Source organism: Brucella sp. NBRC 113783, from assembly GCF_040372265.1.
GTDB classification, from domain to species: Bacteria; Pseudomonadota; Alphaproteobacteria; order Rhizobiales; family Rhizobiaceae; genus Brucella; species Brucella teleogrylli.
Window position 1 is genome coordinate 1 of the sequence record NZ_BAABRX010000018.1, and the last position, 21,415, is coordinate 21,415.

A 21,415-nucleotide genomic window follows, 5' to 3' on the forward strand; every position below is an offset into this window, starting at 1 on the left:
CGCCCGAGTGGTGTCGGTCCACATCGTCGAACTCCGGAAGTTTGTTGCAAAACCCCGTGAATCAGCGACTTGGGATGGCGTCAAGCTAACCCGCTGACACCACTCAACTTAATTTCGGATCAGGCTCTATGGCGATTTTGATGAAGCAGGATATGATATTGTGAATACGATGGTAGCCGGTAATGGCGCTATTATAATTGGCAAGCGTCGCGACAGGTCATGACCTACGGCAGACTAGAAATATCCGTTTCGCGAAGCAATTGGTCCATGGTGAGTAATGGTGCCCGCATCGCCTTCGCATAGGCGTAGTGAAAGCAGTCGAAATTGCTGAGATGGCGCTTGCCGATGCCGTGTTGCTCGGCGACCGCGACCGCGTATTGCAGGACACGGCGCGGCGATCCGGGTTCCCGCAGCCGGATATTACGGGCTTCCAGCCATTCGACCACCGCCCCCTCGGCCGCGCTGTAGGGGCAATCGAGCTGATCGGGGCGTGAAAGAACGATAATGGCTTCCCATGCTGCGAGGACGGACGTGAACGGGGCCTTTGCCTCGATCAAGGCGGTTTCATATGCGTCGGCGCTGTCCTCGCCAGCCATCATTGAAACTATAGCGCAGGCATCAACGAACATTACTTGCCCTCGCTGAGATCATGGTCAAGATCGTGATAGGCTTCCGGTGGCACCGGTTTGCGGTTAGGCTGGAAAGACAAGCCGCGTTTTGCGAGAATTTTTCTCGCCGTCTCTCGGGGCGTCTCAGTGTGCATCCGCTTGGCGATGGTTTCGCGCAATGCAGTGATCACCGCATCCGTGATGCTGGACTTGTCGATCTTGGCCAATTGACGAGCCAGCTTGTCAGCATCCTCATTCCGAATGTTCAAAACCATGATTGTGTAGCTCCGAGCGTGTAGCACACTTTACGCTCGCGTGTAGCTTATTACAAGCAATTTGGCGATTGGGCGGATGCTGCGTTATACAGTGTTTTCTCTTTACACTTGACAATGTAATTTTTCCAGCGCCCTTTAGTGAGGCAGGAGCCGTTTTCCGGCCGGAGTGGGCAGTTGATAGGAGGGATTTTCATGGCAATGCGCCCGAATCGCAGGCAATCCGCGAAGTCTGGTAACAGCGAATCGCGGCCCGACCGTCCAGCCATGCTGGGCAATGTCGCTCTCCAAGTCGAGAGCTATTCCGCAAAAGACAACATCGTTACGGTCACGGGAAAGAATGTCGTGACTGGTGCCCCTTTGACAATTGGCCTGATGTCACCGGCTCGCGCCGCGAACATCATGAAGGCCGGAATTGACGATGACCGTGAGCGTGTCGAGATATGGGCGCAACGTTTGTCAAATCAGGTAGGCTTGGACAGATTCGCCGATCCGAAGGATGATAAGTTTTACGTCAAGCCGGGTGGCGTGCTGCAACTGACCAATGTGCGGCTCGATTTTTCTGACAAGAACTACTATGCCCAAACGGCATTCGGCTTGGTTCCAGACCCGGATTCCAAGGCTGTCTTGAGCGGGACGATCAGCTTGCAGAAGTTCGAGAATGGCTCGATGCGTCTCCAAGTCTATCAGCCTGACGCGGCCGTGGCGCTCGATCCCGCCGATCAGGCGAAGACCCGATCCGCTATTTCTGCGGCCTTTGACCCAAAATCACCAGTGGGCGACGGACTGATGACGCGTACTTTGATGGTCACTGTCTCCCAGCCGAATGAGCGTGGGTACATTGATTTCAACACCTATTTCGCACGCTCTTTCAGCTATGAGGTTGGCACCGGGGATTATCGTCTGTCCTCGAATTTCGGTGACACTCTCGACCGGATGACCCTTGATAAAAAAACTGGCATCGCGATGACGGTTCTTGCGTCAGTTGCGGGCGTACCCTTCGAGAAGATCGCTTCGCGGATTGCTGACGGGCCGGAGCGGGGTGATATCGAGAAGACCCTTCGAGATTACTACGAGGGAGTGAAGGCCGAAGGCGTGAAGGTCTCCATTACGCCGGGCTACACAGTGCCCTTTCTCAAGGCGGCAGAAGAGCACATCGCCAAGCGGGAAGAGATGTTCGCGAATGAAGTCTTCCCCGGCGTGGTTTCCGTTGCAACCCGCCGCGCCGATGGGGAAATGATGGAACGTCCGGCAGCAACGTCCGTTATGGCGAGCAAGGCGCTTCCCAAGCAGCAGCCAGAAAATCCGCCCGAGCTGACAAAGGTTGCTGAACGCGCGCACCGAACCTTGCATGGTATCGAGTTCAAGCGGCCGGATGCCCCTGCGGAATCAAAGAAGACTGCCGAGAAGAGCGCAGAAGCGACTTTGAATCGCGGTCCTTCGCTGAACTTCTAACACCGGGAGGCGTCGATGCCTTCGGTGGTTCTCCCCATACTCGCGAAGGACAATATCGGAGCGGCGTATATCCCGCGCGCGTCGCGTATGCACGCGGGCAATAGTGACCTTCTGATCGTCGTGAACACGGATACCGGCGTGCGGCCTGTTGAGGCTGCATTAAAGGAATACAACGTCCCGATCCTGAATATGATCAAGACGGACGTGGCCACGGCCTTTGTCGTTCGGCCCCCTGATGATCTACGTGCCACTGATTTGTGGTCGCGGATGGGAGTCAGCGCCTCCAATCTTGGTGAACGCGACAGGACTGTCGATCTGGACGATCATGTCGTTCTGATGCGCAGATTCCGCGATTGCCTGAACGGTGCGGGGCTGGCGGCGATGGAAACGCCGCGCCGTATCGGCATGAATCTCGCCGGGTCGGTGGTTTATGAGACGATTGGCGGCCGTGTAGCCGTCAATATGGAAAATCAGCCGCACTATGAGTATGACCGTCTTCCAGACGGGCGGGAGAAGGGCGTTTATCGGGATCGTTTCCTGCGGGCTATCAGCCCTGTTGATCTACGCGGCTGCGCCGAGGGGATCGCCCGCGCGATAGCCACTGGTGAGCAATTCGACCGCAGGAAACTCACGGCGCTTCATTCCGACATCGTAGCTAACCCCAACCAGCAGAGCCTCAACCTCTTCGCATTGCAGGAGGAAATCGAAGCATCGCTTGTGGTGCAGGCGGCGAGACTGGCGGGACAGGGGATCGGGCTTCGCGAGATCGCTCGCGAGCTTAATGACCGCGTAGCGGCCCATGCCGAACGGACGGCAGGCCGCCTCCGGCTGCAACAGTATTCTACGCCGCTGCCCATCGGCGCGGTTGCGGCGGACATTCTCCGGATTCGCCGCGATGATCTGGTGCTCGAACCGACTGCGGGCAACGGAGCGCTTGCCATTGGCGCGGCCGTGGCTGGCGCCCGTGTCGAGGGTTTTGAAATCGATGAAGATCGCGCAGCACGCGGGACAAGGACGCTTCGGGAAGCTGGCGCGTCCGCAGTATCGATCAGTGCCCGCGCATTTCCATTCAAGGGGGAGAATGCGGAGGGCAGAAATTACGACGCCGTACTGGCGAACCCGCCTTTCGAAGGCTTGAAGCAAACTGTAGAGACTGATCGGCATGGCCGAAAGCTGGCAATTAACCGGCTCGATCACCGGATCGTCTATGACTCTCTGGAGTTCTTGAAGGCCGATACCGGCCGTGCTTTCCTCGTGCTGCCCGGTGAAATGAAAACCGAAGGCAAGCTGGAAGGTGCGCTCGACAGCTTCAATCGATATCTGCACGCAACTTTCGAGGTTGCCGGTGCGGCGATGCTAGATGGCCGCCTGTATCGGAAATCGGGAGCTGAGTTTCCAGTCATTCTGTATGCTTTGGGACCAAGGCTCGAAGAGCCTATGTCTGGCGAAGCGGTTAAATCGCTTCCGGCAGAGCTGCCTTATCTGCGGACGACGGATGAGTTGTTCGCGTGGGGCGACACCGCCAGAGTGGCCATGGTCGAGATCATGGAACGTCGCGGTGTTTGGTCGGCCGAAGAGATTGCACAGGAAGAAGCGGCAGCTCGTGCAGCGCCGCTGGAGGCGCAGGAGCCGAGCCCAGCCACCCCACCGAAACCGCGACAACGGCGGTGGTTCCCCCGGCCAGCATCTGTTGAATCATCCGGTATTGGACGGAGCAGGTCTGCTGGTGAGCATGAAGGCGGCCGGAAGCAAGAAACGCCTACCTCTCCGGTGTTAGATGGCCCTGTTGCGGGCGTAGCGCCTAGACCATCCCCGGATACGGCGGAGCTTAGCCCGGCATCGGCGGGGTCTTCCGGCAGTCCGGTGCCGGAGGAAGCTGTTTCGCCGCAGCCTTCGGCTGATTCAATTCCCGCAACGGAGGAGGGGCCAGCAACGCCGCCGATCTTTGCGGCGTCGATGCCGGATGATCTGGACGAGGAAGAAAGCTTCGCCATCACACCGGAAGTGCTCATTGATGACATCGTTTTCGATAACGATCCTTTCCAAGTCACTTATGAGCCTGCCTCGAAAGTGGGAGGCCCGCTGCTCAAGATCCAGAAGGCGCTTGCCGCTCCCGTCGCGGAAGCGCTGGCCGATCTTGAGCGAGTACGGGGGCCGATTGATTCCTTTGTGGCAGATCAGCTCGGCGTGCCCGAAGGAGAACTTGGCACTCTCCTGCACGCGGGGCAGGTGGATGGCGTCGGCCTTGCTCTGCACAAGGCACTTACTGCGAAGTCGGTTATCATTGGCGACCTGATGGGCGTGGGCAAAGGCCGCCAGCTCGCGGCCCTGACGCGCGCTGCCTTAAAGGAAGATCGGCCGGTGCTATTCTTCACGGATAACCCGGCCCTTTTCACGGACTTTGTTGCGCGAGACGTGGCGACGGTACTGCGTACCCGTCCCGCCGATCTCGGCGAGCATATTCGGCCCTACATCGTCAACAGCACGCCAGACGCTTCCATCATCGATCCAGAGTTCGAGGGGGTCCGGCGCGGAGCGCACGGTTATGTTTTCAAGGCGGGGAACGCCGCTTCCAAAAAGGGCAAGGAAATCGACAGCTCGATCAATATGATCCTGTCGTCGTATTCTCAGCTAGGCGCTGTTGGTCGAGAGGCAAAGCTCGAAGCTATCATCGAATGGTTGAAGCGGCAGGACAGGCCGCCGCTCCTGATGATGGATGAATCACACAAGGCTGCTGGCGAAGCATCGAATGTCGGGCGCATGATGCAATCGCTTGTCGAGCATGTGACCGAGCTGGGCGGATCGGTTGCCTATTCGTCGGGCACTGCGCTGAAAGGCGCGCGCAATCTACGGGTCTATGGTTCGGCGCTGCCGGATGTCGGCTTGCCGACTGACAGGCTTGTGGAGCTGATTGAGCAAGAGCCACTTGCCCTGCAAGAAGCTCTGTCCTTTGAAATGGCGCGCGGTGGTGCCCTGATTGCCCGCGAGCTGGACAATACGAACGTGGCGCGCGAGACGCTTTCGCTACAGGACATTGATCCTAATCGCTATGCTCAGGTTCTTGAGAAGGTCGATCTTTTTGCGAACCACATGGCTGAGCTTCTTGCACTCGGCCGGGAGGTCAAGGCGTGGTCGCAGGAGCGAGAGCGTGAGCTTGAAAATCTGGTGAAGGAAACAGCTCATTCGGATTCAGAGCGCCAGCGGGCGCTTGGTCTCGTGAATGTTCACTATCAGTCGCCTGCGTCGCGGTTCCACCATCTGTCGAATTATCTCACGCTCGCCATCAATGGCGTGTTTCTGGAAGATATGGTGCTGCGCTCGATCAGCGAGGGGCGAAAGCCCGTGATCGCGGTTGCCAACACAGGGGACGCGCTATTGCGCGATCTGATCAGCCAGCAGATCGAAGAAACACTGTCAGGCGATGACGAGGTAGCGGTTATCGCTCCGGGCGGCGAAGTCCGCCTGTCGGAGAAGCCGCATCTTGGTCATGTCGTCAAGCGGATGGCCGACCGGCTCCTCACGGTAAAGGAATCAAACGGGTTCGGGGTGACAGTCGATATACGTTTGGAGGAATACGAGGGCTGGCTTGTGGACTTTAATCGGCGGGTCGATGAAGCCGACTTCTCGATGTTGTCACTCTCTGTGATCGATGACTTGTCGGCAGCTCTCGAAAAGCACGGCCTCACACTTGGCGAGATCACAGGGCGGTCCTACACCATTCGGCAAACCGATGATGGTGGGTATGTTGCCACCTCGCGGCAAAAGCCGCTCAAGCATGATGTCGTCTCTGCCTTCAACAACGGTCGGGCTGACGTTCTGTTGTTAAACCAATCAGCCGCAGTCGGTCTTTCGGCGCACTCATCACCCGCAGTTGGCTACGATGTCCGGCCTCGTGAGATGATCAAAGCTCAGATGCAGGCGGATGTGGCGCAAGAACGCCAAATCGACGGGCGCATCAATCGGGTAGGGCAATTGCATCCGCCGCTCTATACGATCCCACAACAGGGCCTTGCATCATCAGACCGCTTGGCGCAGCTCTTCAATCGCAAGAATCGCTCGCTCACTTCGGCGAGCACTGCCACCCGCGAGAATGAGTCGAACATAAGCGAAGCACTCGATCTCCTCAATGAGGTCGGCCAGTTTGTCTCATTCGAGTATCTTTCGAACAATCCCGACATCGCGGAACTGCTCGACATCAATATCGATGTTGATATCGATCCAGAGAAAATCAGGAGCGGCTTTTCGGAAAAACTGATGGGACGAATGATCGCGCTGCCCACTGGAATGCAGCGCGCGATCATGGGCGAACTGGATACAGCGTTTCAGATGCGTGTAGGCCTATTGGACGCTCTCGGAGAGAACCCGTTACGACTGCGGGAGTATGACTGGAAAGCGCAGGTCGAAGAAGTTCGTCAGTTGATCGCGGGCGACAAGGCCGCCGAACGCATGTCTGAGCGCTCGCTTGTCCTCAACAAGATCACTTATCGCGAGGCGGTGAAGCCTATCCGGACTGCGGGCGTTGACGAAGCGATAGTTCGCGGCGAGGGCCGCATGGTTGACGAGATCACCAGACGCCGGATCACGGTCGAAGAGCGTATTGACGAGGTTGCCCCCGGCACTCTCGGTAAGGATGTCTCCTTTGCTGACGCCATATTTGATCGCCTGATGAACCGTGCCGCCGATCTGCGTAGCCTCGGAGCACAAGAGCATAGCGTCGAAAAGGCTGCGGAAGTCTGGTCGCGGCGAGCTGCCGTGGAGGCGGCCGGAGATGCCAAGGGCTTCGATAAGATGGTGATCGAGGCCGGTAATAAGGTTCTATTCCTTCGCGAGATCGCTCCGCTCTTAGAGCCAGGTGCTATTGTCGCTGTAAATCCGTCAACCATTGGCCGCCTCCGTGAAACATCGCTGTTTCAAGCAGCAGTAGATTACATCGAGGGCACGAGCTTTGCTGACGGGGAAATCGCGATACCGGCCGTCATAACAGACGTGCGGTTCGATGAAGAAAAGGCGCTGAATCTTGGCGCGTGGGACATTCGTCTGGCTATTCCGGGCGAAGAGCGCTTGATCGATCTTCCTCTGGCAAGCGCATTCGCGGCTTCCGAAGAGGCGAGGCTAAAGGGTGAAGATGCTTGGGTGCTTACGGCGGCCCAGCTCAACGACAATGCTCTCGGTCTGATGAAGGAGATCGCTCCAATGTGGTCGGAGATTCTGACCGAGGCACTTCATTCGACCGGTGGCCAGCTCCATGCCGAGGCCGCCGACGATCTCCTACATCCGGCAAAATTCGGAGACGGTTCCGCCGAAGCCCAACTGATGGAAGCCCTGATCGAGAACGTTGCTGGCGGGCATGTGGCTCGCACCCGCTATGCGGTAGAGGGCAACCTTTTCGCCGCCGTATCGGCCCTTGCCGGAAAACGGATGGGCGAAAAGGCAATGTACACGGACGAGAACGGCACAATCCGCCACTGCTACCTGCTGAAAAAAGACGGGCACAAGAAGGTGATCGAGCGGCTGGGCAAGAGCATCGCGAGCCGCGTTTCCTATGTGAAGCCGGATGAGGAAAGGGTCCGGGCGCTGCTCGATGCATTCAATGCCATGTCGCAGGGCCTCGGACTTGCGCCCATCGAGCAAACCAAGGCTCTGACCGATTATTATCTCCCGCATCTGATACGAGATATTCAGATGCGGCTCACGGACCAGAATGTCACTGTGGAGCCATCCGATCTCAAATCGGCGCTGGAACCTTTAATCGCCGATCTGCATGTAGAGTTCGTCAAGGCAGTCCGCGAGTTGGGAGCCGTGAATACCGGGCTTTTCGTCGGCTCTGATCCCTTTGGCGATCCAAACGAAAAGATGTTCAGCACCTGTTGCGCGTTGCGCGTTCGTGAACGCGGCTCAGACGGGGAAAGCACCTTTTCAAATTATCATGATCCATCTGGAATTGCCCGCCTTGCCTCGGCTGTTAGCGAGGCTGGGGCATTCGCGGCTTACAGGGGCAATTCCTATGATATGGTCGTAAAAGCAAAGAATCACCTTTGCGACAAGAAATTGAATGGCATGGCCGCAGAATGGAACAACCGCGGGATATCGGGAACCACGCTCCGGCACGCCACTGTTGGAAGGACCTCGGGGGATTACAGCGAGATCGCGCGCATGATCTGCCAAGCCTCACTCGATCCAAAGCTTGGCTCGGGGATGGTGGGAATCAAAGGCGCTCTGGTTGCGTACAACGATCTCGCGCAAGTCACGGCACGTCACCTTGCGGCTGAACTGACGGCGGACAAGGCGGCAAAAACGGAGCTGGAAACGACTGTTTCTCGCTCCGCAAAACAGGATAACTCGGCATCTTCTATGATGTCGGTGGGAATGTGAAATGGCGCGAGTATCAGTGGGATTTGACAAATTTCACATTCTCGCGTCACATTCGCATGAATGTGTAACGAGTCTTAGTGATTTGGGAATGTTTGGATGAAATAGGGCTAGAAAAGCAAAAGCCCCTCTCGCGGGTTTAAATCGCGTTCGGGGCTTTGTGTGAGAGATTAAAAACCAATCCGATCTTCGGATAAGCCAAAACCTCTTCCGTTCTGTCACCATGGAAGATAGCGGCTTCTCCGAGGAATGCAAGGGTTTTTGCCTTTCACAGGCTGATTTGGCCCCACAATTTGGTGGGACAGAAATGGACGAAAACCCAGCTTGGAGAGGCCCAGCAGGCCTTTCAAACTTCAACGCGAATGAGATCGTCGGCCGACTGCCAACGATTGCGGCTGTCGATTCACTGATGCGAGACCTTTGGGGCCGCTACACCGGGGCACCCGGTGAAGACGAGATCGCGGAGGCGCTCTCAAGTGCTGCTGCGGTCCGCCGCCAAGAACTGCGGGATCTGGCGCAAGCCGGAGCAGCAAAGCGATTGGCGCGGCGATTTCCGCCGCCGCTGCCGAGCATATCCAAGACACTTCCAGAAAAGCGCGTTGCTGCCGGGCGGCGTAGAGAACTGGCCGATTTTCTGGTGCATCAGATGCCGCTTGCCTTTATCGAGCGGCTCCCTAAATGCTCGTCCGCCCGCGCCGTGCTCGCCGTCATTTGCAGGTTGAGCGCACGATCACGAAACCGTTGCGATGCGTCTATCAACACAATTGCGGAAATGGCGGGGGTTTCCCGATCTTCCGTCAACCAGTCCTTGAAGCTACTGACCGAACTTCGGCTGATCTGCATCGACTCGGGCCGACTAAGAGGAACTGTCTCTGTGATCAGGGTTTTGGCCTCGCCGTTGGAAAAGCTAGTCGCCTATTGCCGTAACCGATTGCGCGGCTGGAAGCGGTATCGCTCCGAAAATGCGCCCGAACAGCTCTCTTTTTTTGAGGGGGGTGTGCAAAAATACAGCCAGAAAGAAGATTCATATAATTCATATCATTCTGGAACGCCTGTGAAACCTGAACCGTCCAATGGGCTTTCGAGAAGGATAAAGGCCTCAGCCACAGCGATAATGTCACAGGTATGTGATGTTGGCCGTCTAAGGCCTTCTGCCCGTAGCGCTTAGCGCAAATCCGGGCATTTTTGGCTGATTAGGCGCTTTTCCAACGGGAAGCGCGTCGTATTCGCTTGCCCTGCGAACTGTCGCGCGCGCCATCGTGGACGGTTGCAAAAGCGATTGGCCTTTTTGGAAATTATGCAGTATTTGTTTGTGTGAAAATCATGTGTATCATCACGAAGCGGTAAATCGTTATGACGCAGAGCAGAAGAGACAACGGACAAATTAGCGAGCTGAGAGCAAGCGTTTTGCTCCCTGTTTTCGAGCACTATGCGTCAGAGCGACGGGAACGTGGCTTAAACGTCGAGGCTACGGTCGCCGCCGATCTGCTTGCCAGCATTTGCTCGCATCAGAACGTGAAGATCGCACTGACCGCTGTGAGCGCGTGGCAATCGCGCGTGGGCTAAATGGAGAGGGTGATGCAACGAATTGGAGTTGTACTCGGGGGCGCTCTGCTGGCGGCTGTTATGTATGCCGCGCCAGCGTCGGCGCAATCTACAGGTTGTGGCATTCAGCAGGCTGCGGATTTGGCCGTCCAACGTCAGATTGCCTTGCTCGATGCGGCCAAAGTGGACTCATCGCAATACTTCAATGGGGCAAACTCGTGCCTTGGATCGAGCCTCCTCAATTCCTTCGATCTATCGAACCTGATCCCAACCAGCTTCGATTTCTTGGGCAATATCGGGTCGCAGTTGATCGACCAGATTATTCAGCAGGCAACCCAACAGGTTTGCCAAGTGTTGAACAATCAGCTCCAGAACATAGTCGGCAAGATCAACAATCAGATGTACTCGTTCGATTCGGCTATCGGATCACAGATGTCGGATTTGCTCGGCGGCTCTGGTTCGAGCATTAGCCCGATCAATATCCCAAATCTTCCGAATATTGGTCAGTACACCTTCACGACTTCGACCGTCTCCGGCTCTGGCTCTCCAACGCAGCCCATCTTCACGCCGCCAGCAGGCAACTCGGGCAGCAACGGCACCAATTCGGGCGGCGGGACAGCACCGGACCTGTTCAACAATATGTTCGCCCCGGCGGGCGCGAATAGAGGCTGATCATGGTTTCGCGCTCGACACTGGCCCTCCTGACAGTGCTTACGACCGCCGTGACGGCGGCCGATACTGCGCATGCCTCCATGGAAACGTGGATCACTTCATTCGAGCGTTTCATGAGCGGCCTGAAAGTTCATGACAAGCAAAGGTCGGCTTCGCAGCGGCAGACCCAGCAAGTCATCAGGAAAAGTGACGAGGCGGCTGTCAACGCTGAGTTGGCGCAAGAGCAAGCTTTCCGGGTCGCCGACATCAAGAACCGCTATGGTTACGAGTACGGACAGGGTGAGCATGCGTGCACTGTCACGGCTAGCCTAAATGGCATGTCGGGAACTGCCAGAAGCCAAGACAAGATGCTCGCAGCATTCTCTACATCAGAGGCGAACTATATCAGCAAAGGCGGCAATGCCGCTGCCAACATGAAAAACTCGATGCTAAAGCGCGTCGGACATTATTGCACCGAGCAGGAACGGGCGGTCCTCGGCGAGACCTACTGCCAAGCGAGCTACAGCAACGAGCGAAATGCGGGCGATTCCAACGCCGGAGCCTTCCTCTTCAATCGCAATTACGGAGCCGAAGAGGTCGTTACGGCTGGTGATTATGTTGATGTGCTCGCTCCTTATCCGACGATAGAGCCGAACCCGCAGGACAGCGGCGCTCAGGTCAGATTGATCGATGCGCGCCGCCGCGCGGCTCTCATGTCAGGTGCGCGTTCGGTGATGATGGGTGTTGCAGTTTCCGGCATGGGAGGCGACAGGCAATGAAAAACTGGCGGAAACTGGCACTGGCAGGATCGGTCCTCTTGCCCAGCCTGATGATGGCAAGCGAGGCATCTGCCGTTGTGTGCGCCGTCAACGCTCACGTGATCCAGCGAACCATAGAGCTGGAGCAGAAGGTCAAGGCGCAGATCGACCTGTCCGAGAACCTTTTGATCATGGAAGAACGGCGGCAGCGCGAGATGCTGCTCAGCGCCTTGAAGGTGATCACGAAGCAAGAAAGTGGCTCGGGTCAGCAGACAGCTATGGTGGTGCGAAAGTCGGCCGAAGCTGCTGCGAACGTAAATACCACTCAGCGACAAGCATATGCGATTGCTGACGCCAGAGAGCGGTATGGCTCGACGGGGTATAATAGCTGCGATTTGCAGTCCAAAGGACAGAAATTTTACGCCGCCAATCAGGCAGCGAGATCGAAAGCACAGGCTGTTTCAGGCGCGACCTATTTCAAGCCGGGCAGCTTCGATTCACCACGTTCTTGGTCGCAGTTTGCTACCAGTAACCGGTCATTCGATGGCGAGAGCCTTTTCAGGGGAGGGCAAGCGGCTCGCGATTACATAAATCTGGTCGTCGGGCCGCCAATTGAGGATACGGTTGGTTCCGGGGCCGAGCGAAATGTTTTCGTTCTGGACAAGAACCGGCGCGATGCTCGCCGGTCAGTTTCCAAAGAGGTTATGGCCTCCATCGCGGCCGAATATGAGCCGGGTGGGGCACGGGCTTCGCTTGAAGAGCTGACAAAGCACTGGACTGGTGATGACGGCGGCGAAAAATGGGCGAGCGCAATGTCCGATAAGCCTTTCCGTGCTGCGCTCCTTGATGCGGTCAGGATTGAAGCTGCCAACATTGCCGTCATGGCATATCAGGCGAAGGGCACTGCGCGCACGGAGTTGGCGCTATCATCCTATGCGCTCGCCCGGATCAACCAGATCGTTCAAGGCGGTTCAAGCCTGCCCGTAGTGGTCTCCAACAGGCCCGAGCAACGGGCGGATGTCAGACAGTGAGGGGGCGGAAAATGCGGAAGAGCTTTCATAAGTGGGTGCTCGCGGCAGGGATCGTTTCAGCCAGCACACTCGCCTCAAATCAGGCTTTTGCTGCTTGGTGCTCCATCACAACGGAATGGATTCAGCAGCACGTCAGAACGGAAACCAACCTGATCAAGGAAGTGAAGGAGCTGGAAACCAACGTTGCCTTTGAAGGGGCAACGACGCTGGAGCAGGTTCTGGCGGCCCTCAAGGTCGTGAACCGACAGTATGCGGGCGAAGAACAGCGTCTCCAGCAAGTGGTGAAGAAGAGTCAGGAAGCTTACGCCAACACTGTAACAGAGCAAATGCGCAATGAACGCTTGGTCAAGATCAAAGAGGATTATTCCTATGAGACTGGTCAGGGCGCTAACGCCTGTGCGCAGGTCGCCTTCCTCGGCCGCGTGACATCCGTGCTTGATGGGACGCCCAGCGATGCGTCGGCGATCTATAAGAACCTAGACGTATCACCGGGCGGTGTGCCCTCTGGTCGTGAACAGGCGCAAGTGCGTCTCGATCCGGCTTCCACGGATGCATCCATTCTCCTGAACGTATCGGCTGACAGGGGCAAAAAGGAAAAGGTCATCGAGCAGCTTGCGGGCTTTGCGATCCCGAAGCCGATGCCGCAGGAAGCGGGTACACCAGCCGGGGAGCTGGCGCTGATGCGTTCGCGTCAGGCAGAAGCATGGCGTTCTCCAGCGCTCGTGTCTCTCTCTGCCGTTGCTGCCATGGGTAACACTTCCTCACTCGGTATAGGCGATGGGGCTGGAAGCGTGACACAAGCGCTCGACGCCCTGATCGACAATTATGGTGGCGGCCCGGCTTATCAGAAATGGACGAACGCGCTCCAAATGCAGTCGGAGCGTGGTTTGATGGTGGAGCTGAACCGTCTGCGCGCGATCTCGATGAGGCTCCGCACCTTTATGAACGATAGTGAGGCACGCAAGGCGGCGACGATGGCCGCTTTGTTGGCCGCCGAAGCATCTGGAAAGTAGGCAACATGACTGGACGACGCCCTGACGAAGAAGCACTTGGCGATTATGTCGCCGATCAGGATGTCGTGTCCGTTGATGAGGATGTTGGTGCGATAGAACCAGCACCAGCGGACGACTATTACGACCCGGCCGATGATCAAGCAGAACTGGAAGAGGCTGATGCCGACCTCGATGAAGGTTGGTCAGACGGTGAGTCGGTAGACGATCTGGAAGCACTCGACCGAATGGCGGACGAAGGTTTCGAGATCGCTGATGGAGTTTCCTACACGGCAGAGGTTGCAGTCAAAGAAACTGCTCTTTCGGAGCGTCGGCGCGAAGTCAGTGAGGCCGCGATCTTCAAGTTCGATCCGGCCGTTTTTGCAGCAGCCGAGCAGCGGCTATTCGAACAGATCGCCAGCGGAGAAACGCTGCACCGTGCGCAGCAGCGTGTGCAAGAAGCAATCAATCAGGGCCTGACAAATCAGGGCTTTGATATGCAGGGATAGGGGCGACCATGGTTGATGAAAGACGCGACGACTTTGGCACCCTGATCGATGACGACAGCCCTTCCATGGATGCGCTGGGCGGATCGATGGATATCATGCCGCTCGATGATGAGGACGATGAGGACGAGGTTCGCCAGCTTTCGGAAACTGATCCAGCGGTAGCAGGGTGGACCGCACAGAAACGCGATTCCGGAGAAATTGCGCTGGAAGCGCGCCCGAAAATTCATGGGGCAACACTATCATCGGCCGAGCTGTTTGCGGAAGGTAAGCTCGATAACAAGCCCCTCGGCGAGTTTTTGAACGAAAGAGGCTGTGACGGGGTAGCGCCCGGCACGAGCCGTCTTTGGTACGTAGGCAATGCGGAGGGCGGTGGCACTTGGATGTACGCAACCGCTCCGGGGATTAAGGGCGCGGTGAAGCCCGGATTCGATGTGATCCTTGCCTACGGCGAGGACCGGAATGATGTCGAGGTTCGCATCTGTGTCCTGTTGATCTCTGAGACTGCCGATGGCCGTTGGCAATCCCTGAAATTCCGCAAGGCAAATGCCATCAAAATGGAGAGCGGCAAGGTGACGGCGGCCGGAGCCATGGAGGAAGCCATGGTTGTCGGTGCTCTCGACGGCAAGGGCTTCGGGCGCTCGCCTTTCCGATTTGACAACGAGCGCGTCTGAAAGGGTTGATCATGAGCCAGCAAGCGAAAAACCAGAAATGGTACGACTTCGGGCCGGAGGCCACAGTCAGCCTGCGCATGGTCAGCGGCAACTATGTCGTCCGGCTTGCTTTTCCCAAGGAGCCAATCAAGGAACAGCTCATTCGGGCCTATGAGGCAGGCTGGTCCCGTTCGCGAGGCGGTGGCGAGCACGTCTTTGATCATCTCAGGCCGGTCAAAGCGCTCTCTGAGGTTTCGACACGTCTGACCGCCTTCTTTCCGAAGGAGCGGATCGCCGCCGCTTTGAGGGATATGGGGCCGCCGGATGTCGAGATCACCAATCCGCTCCCTGAAAATGAAGATGCGGCGGTGATCGCCGAACGGATGCTTTCGCATTTCTCGAATGAATCGCCCGATGAGTTACTGCGCCACATCAGGGATTCCATAGCGAGAGCAAGGGTGATCGTCGGCGACAGAACGGCGGCTGCTAAAAAGCTGCCCTTTGGTGGCGATGGATATGAAATCTATGAGCGACTTCGCCATCGGAGCGACGACACGCATGCTGCGGAATGGTTCAGCGCTGTCCTTTGGGCACTTTCGGAGCAGGTAGACGGCTGGGAAGGTCAGCTAGACCGCCTTATGGACGCGGACGCGAGCGGCAGTACCGCTTTTCCAAAGCCTGATGATCGGATCGTCCGGTATGTCGCTGCTCAAAATCGCATCTTTGAGCGGTTCTCGCAGGAGGGGTTAACCGACAAGCCCCTCTCGGAGGCGCTGTTCGGGGCAATGGTAGAGGATTTGGGCTTTAATGTTCCATACCGGGCTTATGACGGTGCCCGCATCAATCCTGCCGGTGCTCCCGATCTGGCCAAGAACACCTTCATTGCACAAGCTGGCATCAGCAACGCTGTGGCCACGGATGCGAAGGCCCGCTTGACTACCGCTCTGACGGCAAGCGCTCGTGCCTTTGGCATTTCCAGAGACAGGCTGTTCGGAACAAATGAGGTAAAATTCATCCTCGGCGTTGCTGTCAATCGTAAGAACAGCTCGATCAGAGGTCAGGCATCTACCTATCAGGGCAAAGGCGTGAACGTGGACGGCGAAGCCGTTGTCGTTTCCCAGCATGCTATTCAGTTGACGCCAACATCGCCCGGCGCTCTGCTGCATGAGATCGGGCATCAGATCCACAAGGCCGGAGACGAGGAGCAAATCCTACGCGCAGTGAAGGAGCACCCGTTTGCGCGAAAGGCCGCGCGGATCATTTCGATCCTTGAGGAAGAGGGAGCGGCCAACCCCGATCATGCGGCTTATCTGATGAAACCGCAGGAGATTTTTGCGCGCGCTTTCGATGCGCACGTCTTTTCGCAGGTGGGCAGGATAGAGAGTGGTGGCGCTTTCGCGACGGCGGGAGCGCACCCGCTGACGCCGGTCGGAGAAGAGCTGGCAGCATTCATGAACGACATGAGGACGGTAGTCCTCGAGAACAGGTCCTCTGTGGAGCGGGAGGCAACCCGCGAACGGCAGAGCGAGGCAACGCACGGCCAGACAACGGCCTTGGGGGTTTGAATGGAAGGTATTGAGGGAGCCTCACCAGACGGCACTGTAGCCGGTCTCTTTACGCCAGAGCCGAATAGCGCCGCCCTTGTGTTTCTGCGGCGTCTCGTTGGCTGCACATTCGACTATATCTGGACGCCGGGGGGCGGTGGCGGAACGGGAGGCGGGGCTTGCAATGATGTCAATGACGTTCTGGCTCAGCTCGTAGCCGTCATCAATTGGGGCATGCTGGCCGTCATCGCGGCCGTCGCCACATATCTGATTTTTGCGTCTCTAAAAGATACCGCCAACGATGGCGAGTTGGGCGGCCGGAGCATGAATCCGAGCTGGACGCTCGTCATGGCAGGTTTGGCAGCGATTTTGGTTTTCCCGGCCTTCAATGGCTTTTCAGCTTTGCAGATGGCCACGATGCAGGTGGCGGTATGGTCTACCGGATTTGGGGATTCCGCATGGCGTGTAGCGTCCGACAAGATGGCGAACGCCAACACGGTCAATGCGTCTTTCCAGAGTATGCGGACAGACGGCCTGTTTTATTCTGAGCCATCGAGCGAGGCTGCCCTTCGCCAGCAGTTGGCCGAAGCCCTACAAGCGCGTGTTGAGGGGGAGCTTTGCGCCCGGCTGATCGCGAAGGGCGTTCAGAATATGGCGACAACGGGTGATACCTCGATCACGTCGGCGCTCTCGCCCGAGCAGGATACGGCGGGATCGCAGTATGGAAGCCGAATTGTTCAACGAACCCTTTATTACAGGGGCGGCGAGGCATTGAACGAGTCGGCAGGCATGTGTGGCTCCGTGTCTGTCAGCTATATAGGCAAGGTCTATGAGGACCCCGGCTCGCTGTCGGGAGTGATCGTACCCGGCAATGCGGCCGGTCAGCAGGAAATAGCCAAGACCGCTGCCGAGTTTCGCGTGAACGCAGCGAAAGCGACGGCGGCCGAGTTCCTGAACCAGATCGATTCTCAGGCAAAGCAGCTCGCCGATGCGCTGTTTCCTCAACCGGCCAATGGTCCGAGATCGTGGGGACCGCAACAGGTCCAGCAGATCGCTCAGGCCGTCAATAATGTGATCAGCAACACAAAACGAGCTGGTGAAGATCAGCTCAAGAACGCACCGGAGGCTATTCGCCAGCAAACTTCCAGAGCGATGACTGGTCAGCACGACAATGGCTGGTTCTTCGCAATCCTTTACCAGCGCATATTGGTGAATGCGACAACCGTGCTATCCGACATCGGAAATGGGGGCTTTCGCGTGGCGTCGGTGCCTGTCGAGCGTGATTTCCCGGCAGCATGGGGTTGCCGTTCGATGTTCACGTGGGCGACCGGTCGCTTCAATTGTTCTGACGAGCTGCAAACCTACTTCCGGGAATATTCAACCGAACTGGCGGCGCTGGATCAGCTCAAGCCTGCATTCACCAATGCTGGAACCGGAACTATCGGCCTCGGCACCAATACGAGCGGCATGGGATCTGTTCAGGGTGGCGATCCCGGTATGCTCGCACGTTGGGTAAACAATGTTCTGCGGTCGCTGGTCAGAGCCAACGAGCAGAGCGGCGAGGGGTGGAGCGATCCGATCCCTCAGATGCAGGCGACTGGCAACGAGATGTTGATGTACGGCACTGGCGTCTTGGCTGTTGCTGGAGCTGGTGGCGTGGCGTCGGCTCTTCCGAACCCTGTCACCGCATTGCTCGGCGAGCTGGCGTCAATGGTTGCACCGCTTGGATGGGGCCTTGTCGCCATCGGGTTTGTTCTGGCGGTTGTCGTGCCCTTCATGCCGCTGGTCTACTTCTTCCTTGCGGCGCTGTCATGGCTGACGCTGGTGGTGCAGACCATCATCACAGCGCCGTTCTGGCTGATGCAGATGTTCTATGCGAACCGCTCGGGGGGAATTGCGTCAACCAGCCTTGCCCGCGCTCTGACGGTACTGCTTGCCGTGCTCATTCGCCCGGCGCTGATCATCGTCGGGCTGGTCTTCTGCATGTACCTCATGCGAGTGGGCCTCGATTACCTGAACATCCTGACCTTCAACGCCTTGTCGGTCCTTGGTGCGTCAACCTCGTCACTGTCGGCCAGTATTGGTAATGTCGCCATGGCCTTCGGCGGCTTCATGATCTACCTCTCTATGTGCGTAACCTTGGTCGCTATCTGCTGTAGCCTGATTGATGGCGTTGGGGATTGGGTGATGGAGCAGGTGGAGCGCGGTGCATCGCACGTCTTTGGTTCCGAAGCAAAGCAGCGCACCGAAGGCATTCTCGGCAATCCAGCGGCTATCGCAGCCGCTGGCATCGCCCTCCGTTCTCGTGGATCGCTGGCGGGTACAGCGGGACGTTTGGCACAGCGGTCTCAACAGGCCATCCGGCAAATTCGCAATCGGTAAGGGCTAGAGGATGGCTGTTCAAAAACGAGAGTTCGAAGGCGTCGAGCATATTGATGCGGTCAGGCTTTCAACCCGTCGCGAACGGCGGAAAGGCCTGATCGAAAAATTACGGGACAACCACAACGAACCGGGGGAAGTCCTCAAACCGTACATCACCATGGCGGTGCTAGCTTTGCTGTTGAGCTGGGCACCTTTCTGGCCGGAATTACTCTTGGTGCTAACGGTGTTCATGGCGCTCGGATTCGGCGTCTATAAGAACAGGCGTCTATGGGAAGCACCCTACCGTGTGCCGGAGTTCTTGGGAAGAGCAGGGTATAAGGATAGTTCCACTGGTCAGCCGGGTAACGGCGTGATTTATCACGGAATTGGGCGAGGGGCTTACGCCGGGCAGGAAATCTGGTCCGCAGCACGAGATATCCAGACGCACCGCATGGTCATTGGTACAACCGGCTCCGGTAAGTCGGAAGAGATTTTCGGGCTGGTGTTCAATGCGCTTGCACTCAATAGCGGCGCGATCATGGTGGATGGCAAAGCAAGCGCCGATACCCTCAATTCGATCAAGAAGATCGCGCGGCTTTACGGTCGCGACGAGGAGTTCCTAGTTCTCAATTTCATGATGGGATCGAAGGACTTCTACGGCCAGTCGGAAGTCAAGCTAACAAACACCTTTAACCCCTTTGCTATGGGGTCAAGTGATCAGAAATCAACTCTGATGGAGACCTTCATCCCTCAAGCCGAGGGATCGAATAGTGTCTTCACGCAGAGAGCTTTGCAGTTGAACAAGGCGCTTGCCCGGCCTCTGTCGTTTTTGCAGGGGCGAGGGTACGTGGACTATAACCCTCGTCTGCTGACTGAGTTCTTCCAGTTGAACAATGTCGAGAACCTAGTGTGGTTCGGCAGGTTTCGTGACAAGCACGGCCGCGTGGTCGATCTGCCAAACGAGGGCAAGCACGACGACTTTGTGCGTCTCAAACAGGCCTGCGCCAGCTTGCAACAGGTTTTGATGGACTTGCCGGGCTACAGTCAGGTGATGCCGAAAGAGCCGCCGCCTCTGATCGATGCCGACGACCACAAGATAGCGACAGCTTTGCTGGCGGGTGAGAAAGCGGTCGAGAAGCTGTCGAACGACATGATCACCAGTTACAAAAGGCTGGCAGGGGGCAGCAGCTCGGAGGGAGACAAGAACCAGTCGGCGGAATCGACCCGCGCCGAGGTTTACAGGCAATGGGGCTACATGACCATGAGCCTGTCGGAACCGGCCGCGCTGCTGACCTATTCATACGGCCATGTTTTCAATGCCGAGGTCGGTGAGATCAACATGAACGATGTGTTCCTGAACAGGCGCATCGTTTACGTGATGATCCCTTCGCTGGAAAAAGCTCCTCCGAGCACGGCGGCTCTTGGTAAGATTACGGTCGCGGCGGTCAAGCAGGTGCTCGGCAACCTTTTGCATCGCCCCTTGGAAGGGCATCGCCGCCGCATCCTCGACGCCTCTCCGTCCAAGAGTCAGATGCCGTACCCGTTGATATTCGATGAATACGGCTATTATGTCGTGGAGGGTTTTTCCGTGGCGGCGGCTCAGGCTCGCTCATTTGGCGTGTCCTGTACCTTCGGCCTGCAAACTCCGACATCTCTGGAGAAGGCGTCAAAGCAGGAGGCGGATGAAACGCTGATCAACACCACCATGCGCCATGTGGGAAAGCTTGCCGCAAACGAGGACAGCGAGGCTTTCAAGATTGTCCGGGGCTGGGGTGGCAAGAAGCTGACCTCAATGACCCGTTCGCTCAAGGTCGATCACCGGGCGGCTTTCAAGACCACATCGCTCTCGGACGAGATCGTCTACGAGGAAGAGGACATCATCAAATATTCCGATATCCAAGGGCAGGAGTCGGGACAGTTCCATTTCATCGTCGGCACAAACACGAGAGAAAAGGGAATTATCAGAGGCGAGAGCCGGGTGGTTCGCTACAAGGCGTTCTACACCGGGCCGGTGCCGGAAGTGGTGGAATGGAGGCTCAACCATTTCGTTCCGGTCAAAACCCGTGACGAGGCATCCATCGAGGCTATCCGGCAGAAGGATGCGCAACAGCGGCTCTTGCGGGAGGCAAACGCCAACGAGATCAGGGACTGGTCCCGAAATCAGGCCGATGACGGTCTTCGTTATGAGGATCATTTAGGCGGAGACACCATCGCCACGCTCGTACGCGATCTGGCGGTTGCTCTTGCAGAGCTGGTGGATGATCCCGGTACCAAGCCCGGCGCTAGCGCCACCATTGATGACTATGCGGCTTATCTCTCGCAACTGCTGGAGACGCCGGGGCTGGTATCTGACCAACTACTCAATGACGCGCTGTCATGGGTAATCAGCTCTCAGGACAGGGCGCACGGAGAATTGCGTGCCCGTACTGAGATCGGGGAGTTGGAGCGCGACCTGAAACAGCATTTCAAGCAGGTGGTGGCGAGCTGGGCGGCGGACATCGATCCTGCTCAGCACAATCTCATCCTTGACGCTTTCGGCGTGCTGGTAGAGACCCCGATCAAGGAAGCTCGCGATCATGCAATACTGCATCGTAGGGTGCAAAGCCGCGTCAGCGATGCGGCTGCGGCGGTAGCAGCGGCGGCAGAGTAATTAGCCTTGGTTGCCCATTGTGA

Annotated in this window: 14 protein-coding genes; 12 read left to right on the plus strand and 2 right to left on the minus strand. The window is 57.3% G+C overall.

Annotated features, from left to right (window positions below; genetic code table 11):
* Window positions 1–224: 224 nt before the first annotated feature.
* A complete protein-coding gene (locus tag ABWW11_RS24470; RefSeq protein ID WP_125271607.1) occupies window positions 225–629 on the minus strand; it encodes a type II toxin-antitoxin system VapC family toxin in 405 nt (134 codons plus the stop codon).
* Complete coding sequence (locus ABWW11_RS24475; RefSeq protein ID WP_172965739.1) at window positions 629–883, minus strand: type II toxin-antitoxin system VapB family antitoxin; 255 nt, start codon at window positions 881–883, stop codon at window positions 629–631. The genes ABWW11_RS24470 and ABWW11_RS24475 overlap by 1 nt, the downstream gene beginning before the upstream one ends.
* Window positions 884–1,075: 192 nt before the next feature.
* Between ABWW11_RS24475 and ABWW11_RS24480 the strand changes: the two genes are divergently transcribed.
* The 12 genes from ABWW11_RS24480 (at window position 1,076) to ABWW11_RS24535 (ending at window position 21,392) form a co-directional block, all read left to right on the plus strand.
* Window positions 1,076–2,335 (plus strand): hypothetical protein, encoded by a 1,260-nt coding sequence (locus tag ABWW11_RS24480; protein WP_125271608.1) that lies wholly within the window; start codon window positions 1,076–1,078, stop codon window positions 2,333–2,335.
* 15 nt (window positions 2,336–2,350) lie between these two features.
* Entirely contained in the window at window positions 2,351–8,707 is a 6,357-nt protein-coding gene (locus ABWW11_RS24485) for a strawberry notch-like NTP hydrolase domain-containing protein (RefSeq protein WP_125271609.1), read from the plus strand.
* A 220-nt stretch (window positions 8,708–8,927) separates the two neighbouring features.
* Window positions 8,928–9,872 (plus strand): helix-turn-helix domain-containing protein, encoded by a 945-nt coding sequence (locus ABWW11_RS24490; RefSeq protein ID WP_125271610.1) that lies wholly within the window; start codon window positions 8,928–8,930, stop codon window positions 9,870–9,872.
* Between the two features lie 410 nt (window positions 9,873–10,282).
* A complete protein-coding gene (locus ABWW11_RS24495; RefSeq protein ID WP_125271611.1) occupies window positions 10,283–10,921 on the plus strand; it encodes a hypothetical protein in 639 nt (212 codons plus the stop codon).
* Between the two features lie 2 nt (window positions 10,922–10,923).
* A complete protein-coding gene (locus tag ABWW11_RS24500; RefSeq protein WP_125271612.1) occupies window positions 10,924–11,679 on the plus strand; it encodes a hypothetical protein in 756 nt (251 codons plus the stop codon).
* Window positions 11,680–11,717: 38 nt separating this feature from the next.
* Window positions 11,718–12,689 carry a hypothetical protein gene (locus ABWW11_RS24505; RefSeq protein ID WP_153187277.1) on the plus strand — a complete coding sequence of 324 codons (972 nt, stop codon included), beginning with the start codon at window positions 11,718–11,720 and terminating at the stop codon, window positions 12,687–12,689.
* Between the two features lie 11 nt (window positions 12,690–12,700).
* On the plus strand, window positions 12,701–13,702 hold the full coding sequence (locus ABWW11_RS24510; protein ID WP_125271614.1) for a hypothetical protein: 1,002 nt from the start codon (window positions 12,701–12,703) through the stop codon (window positions 13,700–13,702).
* Window positions 13,703–13,707: 5 nt separating this feature from the next.
* A complete protein-coding gene (locus ABWW11_RS24515) occupies window positions 13,708–14,187 on the plus strand; it encodes a hypothetical protein (RefSeq protein ID WP_125271615.1) in 480 nt (159 codons plus the stop codon).
* A gap of 8 nt (window positions 14,188–14,195) precedes the next feature.
* A complete protein-coding gene (locus ABWW11_RS24520) occupies window positions 14,196–14,858 on the plus strand; it encodes a hypothetical protein (RefSeq protein WP_125271616.1) in 663 nt (220 codons plus the stop codon).
* A gap of 11 nt (window positions 14,859–14,869) precedes the next feature.
* The gene (locus ABWW11_RS24525) at window positions 14,870–16,402 is read left to right on the plus strand and encodes a hypothetical protein (protein WP_125271617.1); all 1,533 of its coding nucleotides are present in this window, start codon (window positions 14,870–14,872) and stop codon (window positions 16,400–16,402) included.
* The gene (locus tag ABWW11_RS24530; RefSeq protein ID WP_125271618.1) at window positions 16,403–18,763 is read left to right on the plus strand and encodes a DotA/TraY family protein; all 2,361 of its coding nucleotides are present in this window, start codon (window positions 16,403–16,405) and stop codon (window positions 18,761–18,763) included.
* 10 nt (window positions 18,764–18,773) lie between these two features.
* The gene (locus ABWW11_RS24535) at window positions 18,774–21,392 is read left to right on the plus strand and encodes a type IV secretory system conjugative DNA transfer family protein (RefSeq protein WP_125271619.1); all 2,619 of its coding nucleotides are present in this window, start codon (window positions 18,774–18,776) and stop codon (window positions 21,390–21,392) included.
* Window positions 21,393–21,415: the final 23 nt, after the last annotated feature.

What these genes read in the sequence shown, in the direction of transcription:
- ABWW11_RS24495 (WP_125271611.1), top strand. Translation starts at nt 10,283, where the DNA reads ATGCAACGAATTGGAGTTGTACTCGGGGGCGCTCTGCTGGCGGCTGTT.
- ABWW11_RS24520 (WP_125271616.1), top strand. Translation starts at nt 14,196, where the DNA reads ATGGTTGATGAAAGACGCGACGACTTTGGCACCCTGATCGATGACGAC.
- ABWW11_RS24490 (WP_125271610.1), top strand. Translation starts at nt 8,928, where the DNA reads ATGGAAGATAGCGGCTTCTCCGAGGAATGCAAGGGTTTTTGCCTTTCA.
- ABWW11_RS24475 (WP_172965739.1), bottom strand. Translation starts at nt 883, where the DNA reads ATGGTTTTGAACATTCGGAATGAGGATGCTGACAAGCTGGCTCGTCAA.
- ABWW11_RS24525 (WP_125271617.1), top strand. Translation starts at nt 14,870, where the DNA reads ATGAGCCAGCAAGCGAAAAACCAGAAATGGTACGACTTCGGGCCGGAG.
- ABWW11_RS24515 (WP_125271615.1), top strand. Translation starts at nt 13,708, where the DNA reads ATGACTGGACGACGCCCTGACGAAGAAGCACTTGGCGATTATGTCGCC.
- ABWW11_RS24470 (WP_125271607.1), bottom strand. Translation starts at nt 629, where the DNA reads ATGTTCGTTGATGCCTGCGCTATAGTTTCAATGATGGCTGGCGAGGAC.
- ABWW11_RS24535 (WP_125271619.1), top strand. Translation starts at nt 18,774, where the DNA reads ATGGCTGTTCAAAAACGAGAGTTCGAAGGCGTCGAGCATATTGATGCG.
- ABWW11_RS24480 (WP_125271608.1), top strand. Translation starts at nt 1,076, where the DNA reads ATGGCAATGCGCCCGAATCGCAGGCAATCCGCGAAGTCTGGTAACAGC.
- ABWW11_RS24530 (WP_125271618.1), top strand. Translation starts at nt 16,403, where the DNA reads ATGGAAGGTATTGAGGGAGCCTCACCAGACGGCACTGTAGCCGGTCTC.
- ABWW11_RS24485 (WP_125271609.1), top strand. Translation starts at nt 2,351, where the DNA reads ATGCCTTCGGTGGTTCTCCCCATACTCGCGAAGGACAATATCGGAGCG.
- ABWW11_RS24510 (WP_125271614.1), top strand. Translation starts at nt 12,701, where the DNA reads ATGCGGAAGAGCTTTCATAAGTGGGTGCTCGCGGCAGGGATCGTTTCA.
- ABWW11_RS24500 (WP_125271612.1), top strand. Translation starts at nt 10,924, where the DNA reads ATGGTTTCGCGCTCGACACTGGCCCTCCTGACAGTGCTTACGACCGCC.